At 42.3% G+C, this 15,288-nt stretch carries 14 protein-coding genes and 1 pseudogene; 10 read left to right on the forward strand and 5 right to left on the reverse strand.

Features of this window, described 5'->3' with window-relative positions; genetic code table 11:
• Window positions 1-115 precede the first annotated feature (115 nt).
• The 7 genes from AACX33_RS15135 to AACX33_RS15165 all read left to right on the forward strand — a co-directional run bounded on the left by AACX33_RS15135 (window position 116) and on the right by AACX33_RS15165 (window position 7,596).
• Window positions 116-982 carry a DUF2382 domain-containing protein gene (locus AACX33_RS15135; protein ID WP_193996906.1) on the forward strand — a complete coding sequence of 289 codons (867 nt, stop codon included), beginning with the start codon at window positions 116-118 and terminating at the stop codon, window positions 980-982.
• A gap of 271 nt (window positions 983-1,253) precedes the next feature.
• Entirely contained in the window at window positions 1,254-2,156 is a 903-nt protein-coding gene (locus tag AACX33_RS15140; protein WP_227789135.1) for a YsnF/AvaK domain-containing protein, read from the forward strand.
• 151 nt (window positions 2,157-2,307) lie between these two features.
• Entirely contained in the window at window positions 2,308-4,059 is a 1,752-nt protein-coding gene (locus AACX33_RS15145; RefSeq protein WP_193996907.1) for an alpha/beta hydrolase, read from the forward strand.
• 70 nt (window positions 4,060-4,129) lie between these two features.
• A complete protein-coding gene (locus AACX33_RS15150; protein ID WP_193996908.1) occupies window positions 4,130-5,569 on the forward strand; it encodes a phosphoglucomutase/phosphomannomutase family protein in 1,440 nt (479 codons plus the stop codon).
• 180 nt (window positions 5,570-5,749) lie between these two features.
• Window positions 5,750-6,328 carry an RdgB/HAM1 family non-canonical purine NTP pyrophosphatase gene (rdgB, locus tag AACX33_RS15155; protein WP_193996909.1) on the forward strand — a complete coding sequence of 193 codons (579 nt, stop codon included), beginning with the start codon at window positions 5,750-5,752 and terminating at the stop codon, window positions 6,326-6,328.
• A gap of 72 nt (window positions 6,329-6,400) precedes the next feature.
• Window positions 6,401-6,895: a hypothetical protein gene (locus AACX33_RS15160; RefSeq protein WP_193996910.1), complete on the forward strand. Its 495-nt coding sequence runs from the start codon at window positions 6,401-6,403 to the stop codon at window positions 6,893-6,895.
• 20 nt (window positions 6,896-6,915) lie between these two features.
• A complete protein-coding gene (locus AACX33_RS15165) occupies window positions 6,916-7,596 on the forward strand; it encodes an ATP-dependent Zn protease (RefSeq protein ID WP_193996911.1) in 681 nt (226 codons plus the stop codon).
• A 21-nt stretch (window positions 7,597-7,617) separates the two neighbouring features.
• Here AACX33_RS15165 and AACX33_RS15170 read toward each other — a convergent pair whose 3' ends face one another.
• Both AACX33_RS15170 and AACX33_RS15175 read right to left on the reverse strand, forming a co-directional pair.
• The gene (locus tag AACX33_RS15170) at window positions 7,618-8,643 is read right to left on the reverse strand and encodes a GGDEF domain-containing response regulator (RefSeq protein WP_193996912.1); all 1,026 of its coding nucleotides are present in this window, start codon (window positions 8,641-8,643) and stop codon (window positions 7,618-7,620) included.
• A gap of 568 nt (window positions 8,644-9,211) precedes the next feature.
• Window positions 9,212-9,412: a heavy-metal-associated domain-containing protein gene (locus AACX33_RS15175; protein WP_193997515.1), complete on the reverse strand. Its 201-nt coding sequence runs from the start codon at window positions 9,410-9,412 to the stop codon at window positions 9,212-9,214.
• 442 nt (window positions 9,413-9,854) lie between these two features.
• Between AACX33_RS15175 and alaS the strand changes: the two genes are divergently transcribed.
• Window positions 9,855-12,497: an alanine--tRNA ligase gene (gene alaS, locus AACX33_RS15180; RefSeq protein ID WP_193997516.1), complete on the forward strand. Its 2,643-nt coding sequence runs from the start codon at window positions 9,855-9,857 to the stop codon at window positions 12,495-12,497.
• Window positions 12,498-12,685: 188 nt separating this feature from the next.
• Window positions 12,686-13,423: a nuclease-related domain-containing protein gene (locus tag AACX33_RS15185; RefSeq protein ID WP_193996913.1), complete on the forward strand. Its 738-nt coding sequence runs from the start codon at window positions 12,686-12,688 to the stop codon at window positions 13,421-13,423.
• Between the two features lie 62 nt (window positions 13,424-13,485).
• Here the strand turns inward: AACX33_RS15185 and vapC are convergent, their stop codons facing one another.
• Together vapC and AACX33_RS15195 are read right to left on the reverse strand one after the other, a co-directional pair.
• A complete protein-coding gene (vapC, locus tag AACX33_RS15190) occupies window positions 13,486-13,896 on the reverse strand; it encodes a type II toxin-antitoxin system VapC family toxin (RefSeq protein ID WP_193996914.1) in 411 nt (136 codons plus the stop codon).
• Window positions 13,893-14,093: a type II toxin-antitoxin system VapB family antitoxin gene (locus AACX33_RS15195; protein ID WP_193996915.1), complete on the reverse strand. Its 201-nt coding sequence runs from the start codon at window positions 14,091-14,093 to the stop codon at window positions 13,893-13,895. The genes vapC and AACX33_RS15195 overlap by 4 nt, the downstream gene beginning before the upstream one ends.
• 44 nt (window positions 14,094-14,137) lie before the next feature.
• Between AACX33_RS15195 and AACX33_RS15200 the strand changes: the two are divergent.
• A pseudogene (locus AACX33_RS15200) lies at window positions 14,138-14,700 on the forward strand (DHHA1 domain-containing protein); the annotation flags it as partial.
• A 50-nt stretch (window positions 14,701-14,750) separates the two neighbouring features.
• Here AACX33_RS15200 and AACX33_RS15205 read toward each other — a convergent pair.
• Window positions 14,751-15,288 (reverse strand): WD40 repeat domain-containing protein (locus AACX33_RS15205; RefSeq protein WP_227789136.1); only part of this gene is annotated, 538 nt, incomplete at its 5' end.

A 15,288-nucleotide genomic window follows, 5' to 3' on the forward strand; every position in this document is an offset into this window, starting at 1 on the left:
TAACTTTTGATGTTGAATAATTTCAAAAAGTCATTCAATAGTAGGAGGTAAAGCCGCCAATGAAGATTTATCTTAGTTGTTAAGAGATGGTATGAAAACTCAGAGGTAAAATGTCATGGTTCTTCACAAGTTAGCAGATTTTGATCCCAATTACCACGAAACTATGCAAGGTGATGACATTAAAGGGCTAGGTGTCTACACAGACAGAACTGATGAAAAGATTGGCACGGTCAGCGATGTTTTAGTTGATGAACAAGGGCATTTTCGCTATCTAATTGTTGATTTAGGTTTTTGGATATTTGGGAAACAAGTATTACTACCAGTTGGACGCTCCCGCATTGACTATGATGCTCATCGCATCTATGCCATTGGTATGACTAGAGAACAAGCGGAAGATTTACCGAAATTTGAAGAAGGTAGAACACTTGATTACGACTATGAAGAACAGGTGCGTGGGGTTTATCGTGATGATAAGTATGGCACCAGACCTGTAGACGCATCGACCCGGACGGCGACGGCGACGACTAAGCCAAGTTACAACCGTGACAGTTATACTTACGCAGAAGAACCTGATTTGTACAACCTAAATCAGCAAGACCATCAAACTCTACGATTGTATGAAGAACGGCTGATTGCTAATAAAGTTCGCCATAAAACTGGAGAAGTAGCAATTGGTAAGCACGTTGAAAGTGAAACTGCAAGAATTTCAGTTCCGGTAGAAAAAGAGCATGTTGTGATTGAGCGGATTACTCCAGAAGATGCGGGTAGGGTGGTTTCTGCTCAGGAAGCTAATTTCCGCGAGGGCGAAGTTACTCGTGTAGAACTCCATGAAGAAACAGCTGATGTTCGCAAAGAGGCAGTTTTGCGTGAAGAAGTCAGAGTGACAAAGGTTGTAGACCAAGAGACAGTTGAGACTCAAGGAACTGTACGACGCGAAGAGTTAGATGTGAATACTCCTAATCTTCCAGTTGAGGAACGCTAATCAATGATCAAACAGCAATTAGCCACGAACGAATGACTAATTAAATATAGTGCAGGTGGGGCTGTTTAAATTAGCTTTACCTGTACTTGTAATCATCCCCAGTTTTAATTAAAGTAAATTGGGTTGAGGAATGAAATTAAATAAATGGCAAAAATTACCAGTTATCTTGGGCTTGAATTTGTATAAACCAATCGAAAAAGTAGAGATTTATAAATATTTCTAGGAATTGGACATAACTAGTTTTTATAAAAGCATTTCATCATTTTTTTTTATGAATAGCCAACCAATGGCAAATGAATTTAAACAAGTAGAGCAGAAGGCTAGTATCCAGACTTTGCTAGAAACTTTAAAAAACAAAGTCCGGGATTTTGCTGTTACTGATAGGCAAGGTCAAATAGTAGGGAAAGTCAAAGATTTAATTTTGGATGCTAATCGGCGGTTGAATTTAGTTATATTTCAACAGGCGAATGAAAAATTTCTCAAGCATGGTACACCAGATGTAAACTCACATCGTTTAGTTTTATTGTTGAGCAAAAAAATCAAGAAAATCGACAATTCAACTCAATCTATTCTCCTAGATATAGACAAATCAGAAGTAGAGCTTATGCCTGAATATTTAGAACCAGAAACACCAAACGGTCAAGGAACAGGAGATAAATTCACTGAACTGGATACTACGAATAAACAAATGCTCACAAGTGAATTGGACACAGCGAATGCAGGGGAAGTTGATGAAGAAAATATTGTGCGTTTAATAGAAGAACGACTGATAGCTGATAGCAGGAAACACAAAATTGGTGAGGTGATTGTTCGCAAAGAAATTGAAACTCGCATGGTGCAAGTACCTGTGCGGCGGGAAAAATTAATTGTGGAACAAGTTGGTTCAGAAAATAAACAACTTGCTGAAATTGACTTAAGCCAAGGTGATATTTCTGGGATTGAGTTGATGGCGTTACAAAGTCATGAAGGGACAATTCTGGATGGTCATTTAACTGTGCATGGTGATTTTACTTCACCGAAAATTGCTAGTTTACTTTTAAATGCGATCGCTCTCGAACACAATCACGGCTGTCACCAGGTGAAAATCACCATTGCTGTTACAGATGAGTCGCTACAGCAAAAATATCAGGAGTGGTTTGATCGTTGTTCTAAAGGGCAAAAACCCAAGCCGTAACAATCAGCTGACAACTAGTATTTTAACAGGGGGGGCATGATTGTCAACCCTATATTTTTGGCTACTTTTTGCTTTCCTTTTAAGAAGGTATACTGCAATTAAGTTCATTTTTGTGAACTTTGCCAATATATAGATTAATTTTATTAAATTGATGAAAAAACTTTGGCGATATTTAAGCTTAGGGCTGCTATCTACGTTTCTGACTGCTACCCCCGGACTGGGGGCGGAACGGATTAGCTTTTTTTACCCTCCCTTTGGTGAGTTCTCCCTCAGTGTTGACTCTTTAGAAATATTTGCGAAAGAAGGCAAAATCACGGATGAATTGGCGTTTTATGCTGGCCGTGCCAATCCTCAGCAACTGGCGCAATTACGAGAATTGCTCCAGGAGCGGTTTAATGTCACTCCTACCTTGGTGTCTCAGGTGACTTACTCCCCTATAGGCGAAGACCTCATACAAGGTTTAGGAAGCTTACTCCGCAATGAATCTAGGCAAAATGGCTTTTTTGCCCTCAGAAGTGCTTTGATCTTGGCTGCTGCTGATCCAGAAGGGTTAACAGTGACGAATTTGCTGCGTCAGTTTCCCTCCCGGACAGTGCGGCTCAATTTTACAGAGGGGCTAAAGATAGTCGATGACTTATTGCAAGTATTACAGAAAAGGGATGAGGTTGTGACTTGGATTCAACAAGAAGCGATCGCCAGCGCTAAGTCTATTGATTCCCTCAACGCAGCAGCTCACAATGCTAATATTGACTTTGCTCAATTGCCAGATTTGCGATCGCCTGGTTCATTTACTTGGCAACGAACTGAGTTGATTCTCACGGATAAGTCTCGCGCTAGCGCTAGCGCTGACTCGTCAGTTCGGATTATACCAACTGATCTTTATTTACCAGCAGCAACAGCATTAACCAGCCCAGAAGATTCCTCACCGCCCTTTCCTGTGATTGTGATTTCTCATGGTGTTGCTTCCGACCGTTCTTCTTTTGCTTATTTGGCTGAACATTTAGCATCCTACGGTTTTGCAGTGGCTGTATTAGAACATCCTGGGAGTAATGCTGAACGAGTTGAGCGCTACTTAACAGGTTTAGCGGGGCCATTAGAAGCAGAAGAATTTATTAACCGACCTTTGGATATTAAGTTTCTCCTCGATGAACTTGAGCGCCGGGAAAAATCAAATCCTGAACTTCAAGGAAAACTGAATCTTCAGCAAGTCGGGGTAATTGGTCAATCTTTTGGTGGTTATACTGTTTTAACTTTGGCAGGAGCAAATATTAATTTTCAGCAGCTGCAAAAAGATTGTGGTGCCGATATTTCCTCTTTTAATTTATCACTGTTTTTGCAGTGTCAAGTCACTGAGTTAGAAGCAAAAAATTACCTACTCCAAGACGATCGGATTAAAGCAGTTGTTGCCATTAATCCTTTATCTAGCTCAATTTTTGGTGAAAGTCAGATCAGTCAAATTCAAGTTCCTGTGATGCTAGTTGCAAGTAGTCAGGATATTGCTACCCCCATCGTATCTGAGCAGGTTCGCCCCTTCACCTGGCTGGCTACTCCAAATAAGTACTTGGTATTAATCGAAAACGCAACTCATTTTAGTGCGATCGCGGAACCAACTCCCGAAAATGGTGTGTTGCCGATACCACCCGCTTTACTGGGTCCGAACCCTGCACCAGCCTATGATTATCTCAAAGCCTTGAATGTGGCTTTTTGGGAAACTCATCTGCTCAATCGCTCTGAATACGCTCCTTATTTACAACCATCTTATGCCCAATATCTCAGCCAAGCTCCCTTAAATCTCAGTTTGTTAAAGTCTTTGTCACCAGACCAATTGAATCAAGCCTTAAATGCCCAATCATTGACACCATCATCACCACAATTTACCTGGGCTTTGCCCGATGGTGACTGAGAAGTTGAATTTTTGAGTTGATGTCTGTCACAAATGCTAAAATCCTCTCGTAAACAGTTGGGATATTTCCATGCCAGTGGCTGCTAACTCCATTAAGTTTGGTACAGACGGCTGGCGGGGGGTTATTGGTGATGAGTTCACCTTTGAACGCCTAGCCCTAGTCGCACCAGTTGCTGCACAAGTATTACATAATACATATTTTTCTACAGTTGGTAGCAAAACAATTATTGTCGGCTACGATCGCCGATTTATGGCGGAAGATTTTGCTCGTGCTGTGGCTGATTCTGTCACCGCTATCGGATTTGATGTTTTACTCAGCGAAAGTTATGCCCCAACTCCGGCTTTTAGTTGGGCGGCTAAAGAACTGAATGCTTTGGGGGCGCTAGTAATTACAGCTAGTCATAACCCTGGAACATATTTAGGCTTAAAAGTCAAGGGTTGCTTTGGTGGTTCAGTACCGCCAGAAGTGACTAAAGAAATAGAAACGTTATTATCTGCTGGTGTACCTGATGCAGTGGCTACCCCTGGGAAACAACAACCGTTTGATCCCTGGCCGAGTTACATCACAGCGTTAAAAGCTAAGGTAAATATTACTAAGATTCAAGCAGCGATCGCCTCTGGTAAACTGACATTATTTGCTGATGTCATGCATGGTGCGGCAGCTGGGGGATTAGCTAGATTATTGGGCGATGGTGTCCAAGAAATCAACAGCGATCGCGATCCTTTATTTGAAGGTGGTGCGCCAGAACCTTTACCAAAATACCTATCTCGTTTATTTTCGGTGATCAAAACTCACCGCCAAACAGATAAATCAGGTTTAGCAGTGGGGTTAGTATTCGATGGCGATTGCGATCGCATCGCCGCAGTGGATGGAAACGCTAACTTTTTAAGTTCCCAAATTTTAATCCCCATATTAATCGATCACTTAACCCTCCGGCGCGGCTTTAGCGGTGAAATCGTCAAAACTGTCAGCGGTTCTGATTTGATTCCCCGTGTCGCAGCACTGCATAACTTGTCACTTTTTGAAACCGCCGTAGGATATAAATACATCGCCGATAGAATGTTAGTTGCAGATGTATTGTTAGGTGGGGAAGAGTCGGGAGGAATCGGTTATGGTAGCCATATTCCGGAACGTGATGCACTGCTATCAGCGCTGTATGTTCTAGAGGCGATTGTGGAATCTAATTTAGATTTAAGCGATTATTATCGCTCCTTGCAAGAGCAAACAGGTTTCACCTCAGCTTATGATCGGATTGATTTACCTTTAGCCAGTATGGACGTGCGATCGCGTCTTTTACAACAACTGCAAACCCAACCATTAACAGAAATTGCCGGTCAACCTGTAATTGATTGCCAAACCATAGACGGCTATAAATACCGCCTAGCTGATCATAGCTGGTTAATGATTCGGTTTAGCGGCACAGAACCAGTACTACGCTTGTATTGCGAAGCCGCCACACTGGAACAAGTGCATCAAACCCTGGCTTGGGCGAAAAATTGGGCAGAATAAGGAAACTCCAAATAAAAAACATGACAAATTTTGTTGTGGGATGGGTGTCCCCACCCGTCCCTCCATCAGGGCGGGCAAGATGTCCACCCCACAATATGGATAACTTGAAAATCTCTAATAGAAGTTAACAGCTGTCTGTAATCTGTGGCTGCTGTTAACTGTTAACTGTGAACTAAAAATATGACTAAATTACTGGTGGTAGCTACAGGAAATCCCGGTAAACTGCGGGAACTGCAAGCTTATCTGGCAAACTCTGGTTGGGAATTAACACTAAAACCAGAAGAATTAGAAGTTGAAGAAACAGGCGCAACCTTTGCCGCTAATGCCGCTCTGAAAGCTTCCCAAGTGGCTCAAGCCACAGGACAATGGGCAATCGCTGATGATTCGGGTTTGCAAGTAGATGCCCTGAATGGCGCACCAGGCGTATATTCGGCACGTTATGGCAGCAGCGACTCAGAACGCATTGCTAGGCTATTGCGAGAATTAGGTAACGCAGTCAATCGCCAAGCACAATTTGTCTGTGCCGTGGCGATCGCTCGTCCTGATGGTACAATTGCCTTAGAATCAGAAGGTATATGTCGCGGCGAAATTCTTCATGCACCCCGTGGCGAAGGTGGTTTTGGCTACGATCCTATATTTTACGTTCCAGAAAAGCAATTGACCTTTGCAGAGATGTCGCGGGAGTTGAAAGGGTCAATTAGCCATCGAGGTAAAGCTTTAAAGGCTTTAGTACCTCAGTTTGCCGCCGACTTGTACTAGTCCAGACAGTTTCAGTTTTTGCGGATAAACGGTGATAAAATATGGTTGTCATTGCTCTAATCCCCGCTGTAGATGAACAAAGCATTGAATGAACAGCTTTCAATGGAAATTGCCCAAAGCATAAAAAGCAAAGCTAATAAGCCATTTAATAATGCTTACAAAGCAGTATTAGCCACAGAGAAAGCCAAGTATGTCCAGGGATTTTTAGCTGTTGCCCAAATGCCAGAACCCATTGAACATGGTTGGATAGAACTCAGCGATGCTGCTGTAAATGATTCTGTGGGCAGCATTATCGATCCTACTTTACCACACCTGCACAAAACCCCCGAAGAACTTTGGTACTTCGCCGCCCAAAGCTTTAGTATCAAGCAACTGCAAGCGATTATTGAAGAATCAAAAGAAGATTATCCAGAAGATGATCCATTACCAATCTATGGTGATGCACCTTATGAATATTACGGTGATGTCATGCTGGGTGGTCAGGAATATTTAGCAGCTTATCAGGCGGCAGAGGCTAAGTGCAAAGAACTCAAAGCATCTCACATGATTGAGATAAATCAGGATTAAACTGCATTTAAAAAAACCGCATGAGTCAAACTGCTTTAAATTTAGTTGCTATATCGATTTTTTTCATGACTTTATCCGTGCTGTTGGGGCCATTAATTCATTTGTCTCCAGCCGTACCAGCACTGGCTACCTTCGCAATTTTGGGAATAGCCACTTTTGATAATTTCAGTTTGCAAGGACAGGGCGGTACGATAATTTTAGATTGGATTGCTGGTTTTTCTGGGCAACATCGCGATCGCATTATCCACCACGAAGCCGGTCATTTTCTCACAGCGCATCTACTGGATATTCCGGTAACTGGCTATACACTCAGTGCTTGGGAAGCTTGGAAACAAGGACAACCGGGACAAGGTGGTGTGAGTTTTGAAGATGTTGAATTAGCATCTCAATTAGAACGGGGGACAATCAGCGCCCAGATCATAGACCGCTATTGTACAATTTGGATGGCGGGTATTGTGGCGGAAACTTTAGTTTTTAATCATGCTGAAGGTGGGGCTGATGATCGCAGCAAGCTAGCAGGAGTCTTAGCGGGTTTAGGTTTTTCCCAATCAGCTTCTGAACAGAAACAACGGTTTCATCTTCTGCAAGCCAAAACTTTACTGCAAGAAAATTGGTCGAGTTACGAAGCTTTAGTCAAATCCATGCAACAACGCGCCTCTGTGAGCGATTGTCAGCGGATAATTAATGATTCTGCTCCCTGAACCTCTGGAACAGACGCGTAACTATGAAGAAACTGCTTTGAGAGGCGAAACAGAGGAGGAATAGTCACGCCCAATAGCTTGATTACGTCCAGCAGATTTAGCCTGCAACAAGTATTGATCAGCACGATGTAGCAAATCTAACCCCTGATCATCATCTTGTGCTTGCAGACAGGCTACACCCAAGCTAATGGTGAGATTAATAGCTATTTTAGTGTTGATTTTAAAGGCTTCCTCGCTAATTATACTATTGATCCGTTTCGCCACTAGCAAGGCTTCCTCGCCAGCAGTGTTAGCTAAAACCACGACAAATTCCTCTCCACCATAACGAAAGGGAGTATCTTGAGTCCGCAGATTATTTCGCAGACGGTTACATAGTAATTGTAAAAGGCGATCGCCAACTAAATGCCCATAGGTATCGTTAACTTGTTTAAAATAGTCCACATCTAAAATAATTAAACTCAAAGGAATGTTTTGAATCCGAGCTAATTTAATTTGTTTGGGTAATTCCCATTCCAAAGCCCGGCGATTATTCATCTCTGTCAACGAATCAGCTAAGGCCATGGTTGACAATCGATCATTTGTCCGCAGCAAATCGCGGTATTTCTGGGCTTTCCGCACACCTACCATCAAGTGAGCTGCCAATAGAGTATGATGTGCAGTTATATCTGTAAAATTAGGCTCTGTCTTTGCCTCAGAAAGCTGCCAAACATAAGCGTCTGCTCCTTGTCTGAGTACAGTAGCAGTCATTTCTAATTCCCACTCCCAGTCATGCTCTTGTCTAGCAGCAATTTGTTGGAGACGATCTTCTAGAAAAATAGAGTATATCCAGGATAGCTGAGTCTGGGTTTTCAGCCACCGGCAGAGTTCCATACTCCCAACTAGACTAGCTTGTGCAAGTATGACATCCGGCGGTGCCAGTTGAATGCGCGACACTGCCTGATTGACATTCATGATCACTTCTATAGTAAAATTGCTGAGTTCCAGGAGATGATCGGGAAGTGTCTCGAGAAAGTTCTGATTTCCAAACACTAGAATAGAAATTTTCATAACTGTGATTTCTGCCCTATTTTAAGCTAAATTTTCCTGTTTCTTTGCGAATAGCAAATATGACAGTATCTGTATCAAAAGGAAATTATACTATTTTGATAGTATAAACTCTCAATAGCTCAAATACTTATATATTATGATGCAACTTCGATAACGGTGAATACTCATAATTACTTTCTGTTCTTATTTAGGTTTTTTTAACAGTAGAAATACGGAACATTTTCCGCTGATTTAAAAGTATTAGTGTCATTTCAGATCATGAGTGATCCCAAAAAATTACACAATCACAAACCTTGTATTTACCTATTATTTTAAAATTTCTTATAGAGAAATATAAATAATTTTTGTAAAATATAAAGCTTTATTTTGTTTTGTGAAATTTGAGATAATATGGGTTGATTTGGCTGTAAAATCTGAATTTTTATCAAATAGCTGAGTGAATATACATAAATATCCCAGAGCAGAAGTTTTTTGCTTCCGCTCATTAAATGAGTGCCAATAGCAGGATTATTTAGTTTTGATCTAACTAATTCTATATCTAAATTTTGGCAAAATTTTCCGGTGATCATCAATAGCCTTCAATATGAAAACCAGCAGCAACAATTACCTGTTTAATTGATTCCTCAGCAGCAGAAGATTGCACAGTGACTGTTTTATCTTGAACATCGACATCGACTAAAGCATTAGGTTCCATGACATGAATAGATTGGGTGATTTTTGCCGCACAATCATCACAAGCAATATCCGGGACTTTTAGTTTGAGTACCATGACTGACCTCGATAGATGAATTTGAGTGTTGTTGATTAAACCAATAATATGCATACAAATAGCGATCGCACATCTGACTGAAGTTAGGTAATTGTGCAATTCACAGATAGAGCAGTACCAATGGCTGGACATAACTATAACTCCCCACTGGCAAAAAAATCTGGCAGAAAACTGAAACAAAATGCCAAAATATATATATAAAGCAGTTTATCTGTATTTATCTGTTTACCCTGCGGGTAGCCGCTACACGTCTACATCTGTGTTTATCTGTGGTTCATGATCTTTTGATTTACCAAACGCAGTAGCAAGCTGCTGTATAAAGCTACTGATAGAAATACACGCAGTATATACCTATCCCAGCCGCAACTCACCTATGGCATAGATGCCCGATCCTGCGGCATACTTTTCTGTAAAAACGACTATTGAAACTACTTTTCCACCCATGCCTTCTAATCCCCAGAAACTTAGCGGTAACGAAATTCGCGACTTATTCCTGAACTTCTTTGCCGAAAGAGGACACCAAATTCTCCCCAGCGCTTCCCTCGTCCCGGAAGATCCCACTGTGTTGCTGACAATTGCGGGGATGCTACCATTTAAACCGATATTCCTGGGACAGCGCACAGCAGAATTTAATCGCGCTACCACATCCCAAAAGTGCATCCGGACAAACGATATCGAAAACGTGGGACGCACCAAACGCCATCATACATTTTTTGAGATGTTGGGTAACTTCAGCTTTGGGGATTATTTTAAACCACAAGCGATCGCCTGGGGCTGGGAATTATCAACTCAAGTTTTCGGCTTACCACCAGAAAAGCTAGTTGTCAGCGTCTTTGAAGATGATGATGAAGCTTATAATATTTGGCGCGATGAAATTGGCGTACCGGAAGCCAGAATTAAGCGCATGGGCGAAGATGATAACTTTTGGGTATCTGGACACACAGGCCCCTGTGGCCCTTGTTCAGAAATTTATTATGATTTTCACCCAGAATTGGGAGATGAAAACATTGATTTAGAAGACGATACCCGGTTTATCGAGTTTTATAACCTGGTATTCATGCAATATAACCGGGATGCTGAAGGTAAATTAACACCTCTGCAAAACAAAAACATTGATACCGGCATGGGTTTGGAAAGGATGGCGCAAATCCTCCAACAAGTGCCGAATAACTATGAAACTGATTTAATTTTCCCGATTATTGAGACAGCAGCCGAAATTGCCGGAATTGATTACCACAAAAGCGACGAAACCACCAAAGTTTCCTTAAAAGTTATTGGTGATCATGTCCGTTCTGTGGTACAAATGATTGCCGATGAAATTCGCGCCTCCAACGTGGGACGGGGTTATGTGCTGCGGCGCTTAATTCGGCGAGTGGTTCGTCATGGGCGATTATTGGGAATTACCAGTGAATTTATTAACCAAGTTGCCGAAACTGCAATTTCTCTTTCAGAATCAGCTTACCCCAATGTCCGCCAACGGGAAGCAGCAATTAAAGCGGAACTGCAACGGGAAGAAGCCAATTTCCTCAGAACTTTGGATAGAGGTGAGAAACTTTTAGAGGAAATCATCCAAGAGGTGAAACAGCAAGGCAAAACCTCTATTAGCGGTGAAAGTGCCTTTACTTTATATGATACCTTTGGTTTTCCCCTAGAACTGACCCAAGAAATTGCAGAAGAAAATCAGCTAACTGTGGATGAAGCTGGATTTAATGCCGAAATGCAAAAGCAGGTGGAACGTGCCAAAGCTGCCCACGAAACCATTGATTTAACTGTGCAAGGTTCCCTGGATAAGTTAGCCGAACACATCCAAGCGACGGAATTTATCGGTTATACCCAACCTGCGGGGACAGCGAACGTCGAAGCCATATTAATAGATGGCATTGCCCACGAAGAAGCAGAAGCAGGAACAGAAATTCAAATTGTTCTCAATCAAACTCCATTTTATGCCGAGTCTGGGGGACAAATTGGGGATAAAGGTTATATCTCCGGTGATGGTGTGGTGGTGCGTGTGGAAGATGTGAAAAGAGAATCTGATTTTTTTATCCACTTTGGACGCATCGAACGCGGTACAATCCGAGTAGGAGATGCTGTGACTGCTCAAATTGATCGGGCTTGTCGTCGTCGCGCTGAAGCTAACCATACGGCAACCCATTTATTGCAAGCGGCGTTAAAGAAACTTGTGGATGATAGTATATCTCAAGCCGGTTCCCTGGTTTCCTTTGATAGATTGCGCTTTGACTTTAACTGTCCCCGTGGTTTGACAGCAGCAGAAGTGGAACAAGTTGAAGCCCAGGTAAATACTTGGATTACTGAGGCACATACTGCAAACATAGAAGTATTACCTATAGCAGAGGCTAAGGCTAGGGGTGCTGTGGCAATGTTTGGGGAAAAATACGGTGAAGAAGTGCGGGTGATTGATTTTCCTAGCGTGTCAATGGAACTCTGCGGTGGAACTCACGTAAGTAATACTGCGGAAATTGGCATCTTTAAGATTATCTCCGAGGCGGGTGTGGCTTCTGGGGTGCGACGGATTGAGGCTGTATCTGGCCCGGCGATCTTGGATTATCTCAATGTTCGCGATAAAGTAGTTAAGGATTTAAGCGATCGCTTTAAAGTTAAACCCGAAGAATTACCAGAGAGAATTACAACTCTGCAAACTGAACTGAGAAATAGTGAGAAACAATTAGCTACACTGAAATCACAATTGGCGATCGCTAAATCAGACAGTTTGCTGCAAACAGTAGAATCTGTAGGCGATTATCAAATTTTGGTAGCGCAGATGGAAGATGTTGACCCGGAATCATTGAAAACTGCGGCGGAAAGGTTACTGCAAAAAATCGGTAACGGTGCAGTGGTGCTGGGTTCTGTTCCGGAAGAGGGGAAGGTGAGTATAGTTGCAGCCTTCAGTGCAGAGGTGAATAAAAAGGGACTGCAAGCGGGTAAATTTGTCGGTGCTGTAGCGAAGATTTGCGGCGGTGGCGGCGGTGGAAGACCGAATTTAGCCCAAGCCGGCGGACGTGATGCGAGTAAGTTACCAGAGGCGTTAGCCAAGGCGCACAGTGATTTACTCTCAGCCTTGAGTTAATTATATTCTCTTGTGGGGCAGGCATCTTGCCTGCCTTTGATATTTTTAAACGCAGATGGACGCAGATAAACGCAGATAATTTTGTACTTTCTTAGATTAGGAAATTCTATATCATTATGGGTATATAAAAATTAAGCTGCATCAACGTGTACATGGATTAATAAAAGTATAGAAATGGATAATTTCTTATGAAAGTTCTACAACAATCATCAACACTGAGGGCAAGATTTAAAGAAAAAATCAATGCTAAAAAATCTGCTCAACGTCAAGAAGTTAATCAAGTTTTAGGTAATAATTTATTAGGTAAATTAGGTTCATTTGTATATGAATTTAAACAAGCTAAAAATCAATTTCAAGGCAGTATGGGGGAGTGGGGCGTATCAGCAATTATGCAAGCCTTCCCTGATACATGGGTGATGTTCAACAATGCTTTAATTCCCACTAATAATTCAGGTGGTTTAACGGAAATAGACCATTTAATTATCGGGTTAAAAGGCATTTTTTTATTAGAGATAAAAACTTGGAAAGGTTCATTTACTGCATACCAGGATATATGGAAACGCCGAGAAGGCAACAGTTGGGTAGCAATATCTAATAGTCCTACTTCTCAAAGTGCTTATCATCAAAAAATGTTTAGCCGATGGATAAATTCTGTAGTTCCAAATCTTCCTGATAGTTATATTTACGCTCCTGTGGTGTTTCCCATAGCTAAATGGTTAGGAGTTAATAATTGTTCAGTACCAGTTTTTCAAGGTGTACCCGCACTGCTACAAACAATGGTTAGTTGTCCTCAGTGTTTAACAGAAAGGCAAGTACAGTTAATTGCTGAAGCTGTAGCTAATTATAAGATTCCGGAAAATACTGCCCCAATTTCTCAACCAATTCCTAAACCAAAACTTGTTAAACGTCAAAATGATCACATTTGAAGCTTTTACCGTTCTCCCATATATGAGAGTAGTCTTACCCATAAAGTTTGTCAGGATTTTGTCTAACCATCAACGGGCAATAGAATAATCGGAATATGCATCCGAAAACCGTGAAAATCATTGTCAGTTGTGAGGATGCTGTAGCTGCGACGATAAGCAACGGCACAAATCAAAAAATCAGTATTTGAACCCTGAATACCCTGACTACGGCAGGTATTAAAAAACTCTGCGGCTATTTCGTAGTCTTCAGGTATGAGTTCTACATCTGGGAAGGCTTGAAGGTAATCTCGCAGACGGGTAAACTGCTCAAAATTGCGGATTCCAGAAAGAATTTCTTGGCGAATTGCACCTAAAAAAGCAACTTGGTTGTCAGTGATTAAATTCTGCAATATTGTGATCGTAGGGGAAGAATCAGGTGGCGTTTTACGACGCAGAGCCAGAGACCAAACAGAAGTATCAACAATAACGCTCATGTCTGCTGACGTTGGTGTTTGTAGTCATAGTCTGCATCATAATCGATAGTACCAAAGAGTTCTAACACTTTGAGCCGCTTACGACGTTGAATATATTCGCGCAGTGCAGTTTCCACCAGAGAATCAATGGACGCGTGGTCGTCAAGTGCCAATGCCTCTTGTAGTAGGGCTTCGTTTATGTTGAGTGGTGTAGCCACAATCAATTTTGATTCCACAACTGACTAAATCGATAGTAACGCATTCTGTGTCTGGCCTAGCGATTTTAGATGATCTCAATGTTCGCGATCAAGTAGTTAAAGTCGCTTTCAAGTTAAACCAGAAGAATTACCAGAGAGAATTACCACTCTGCAAACTGAACTGAGAAATGCTGAGAAACAATTAGCCACACTGAAATCACAATTGGCGATAGCGCCAGCGCTGACTTGTCAGTTCGCTAAATCAGATAGTTTGCTGCAAACAGTAGAATCTGTAGGCGAGTATCAAATTTTGGTAGCGCAAATGGAAGACGTTGACCCGGAATCCTTGAAAACTGCGGCGGAAAGGTTACTGCAAAAAATCGGTAACGGTGCAGTAGTGCTGGGTTCAGTCCCGGAAGCTGGGAAGGTGAGTATAGTTGCAGCCTTCAGTGCAGAGGTGAATAAAAAGGGACTGCAAGCGGGTAAATTTGTCGGTGCTGTAGCGAAGATTTGCGGCGGTGGCGGTGGTGGTAGACCGAATTTAGCCCAAGCCGGCGGACGTGATGCGAGTAAGTTACCGGAGGCGTTGGCAAAGGCGCACAGTGATTTGCTTTCAGCCTTGAGTTAATTATCTTCTCTTGTGGGGCGGGCATCTTGCCTGCCTGGATCATAAATTTATCACTTTTGAGTACCAATGCCGACACACAACCGCTTGTCGCTTTCGCTGACTGTAGGATTATAGGTTAGATAATTGCGTACCCAATCGCAACTGCGTCCCACTAAAGCGTCTAATCCCCAGCCTGTGTTCTCATACCAGAGTTTGATCGTGTTGTCATAACTACCAGAAGCCAAAGTCTTGCCGTCTTGGCTCAAACTGACGCTATAGACCAAGGACTCATGCCCCTTGAGGGTGCGGATTTCGGTTCCTGTGTCTACATTCCAGAGTTTGATCGTGTTGTCATAACTACCAGAAGCCAAAGTCTTGCCGTCTTGGCTCAAACTGACGCTATAGACCAAGGACTCATGCCCCTTGAGGGTGCGGATTTCGGTTCCTGTCTCTAGATTCCAGAGTTTGATCGTCTTGTCATCACTACCAGAAGCCAAAGTCTTGCCGTCTTGGCTCAAACTGACGCTCAAGACCGGAGACTCATGCCCCTTGAGGGTGCGGATTTCGGTTCCTGTCTCTAGATTCCAGAGTTTGATCGTCTTGTCTTCA

Source organism: Nodularia sp. LEGE 04288 (assembly GCF_963896525.1).
GTDB lineage: Bacteria > Cyanobacteriota > Cyanobacteriia > Cyanobacteriales > Nostocaceae > Nodularia.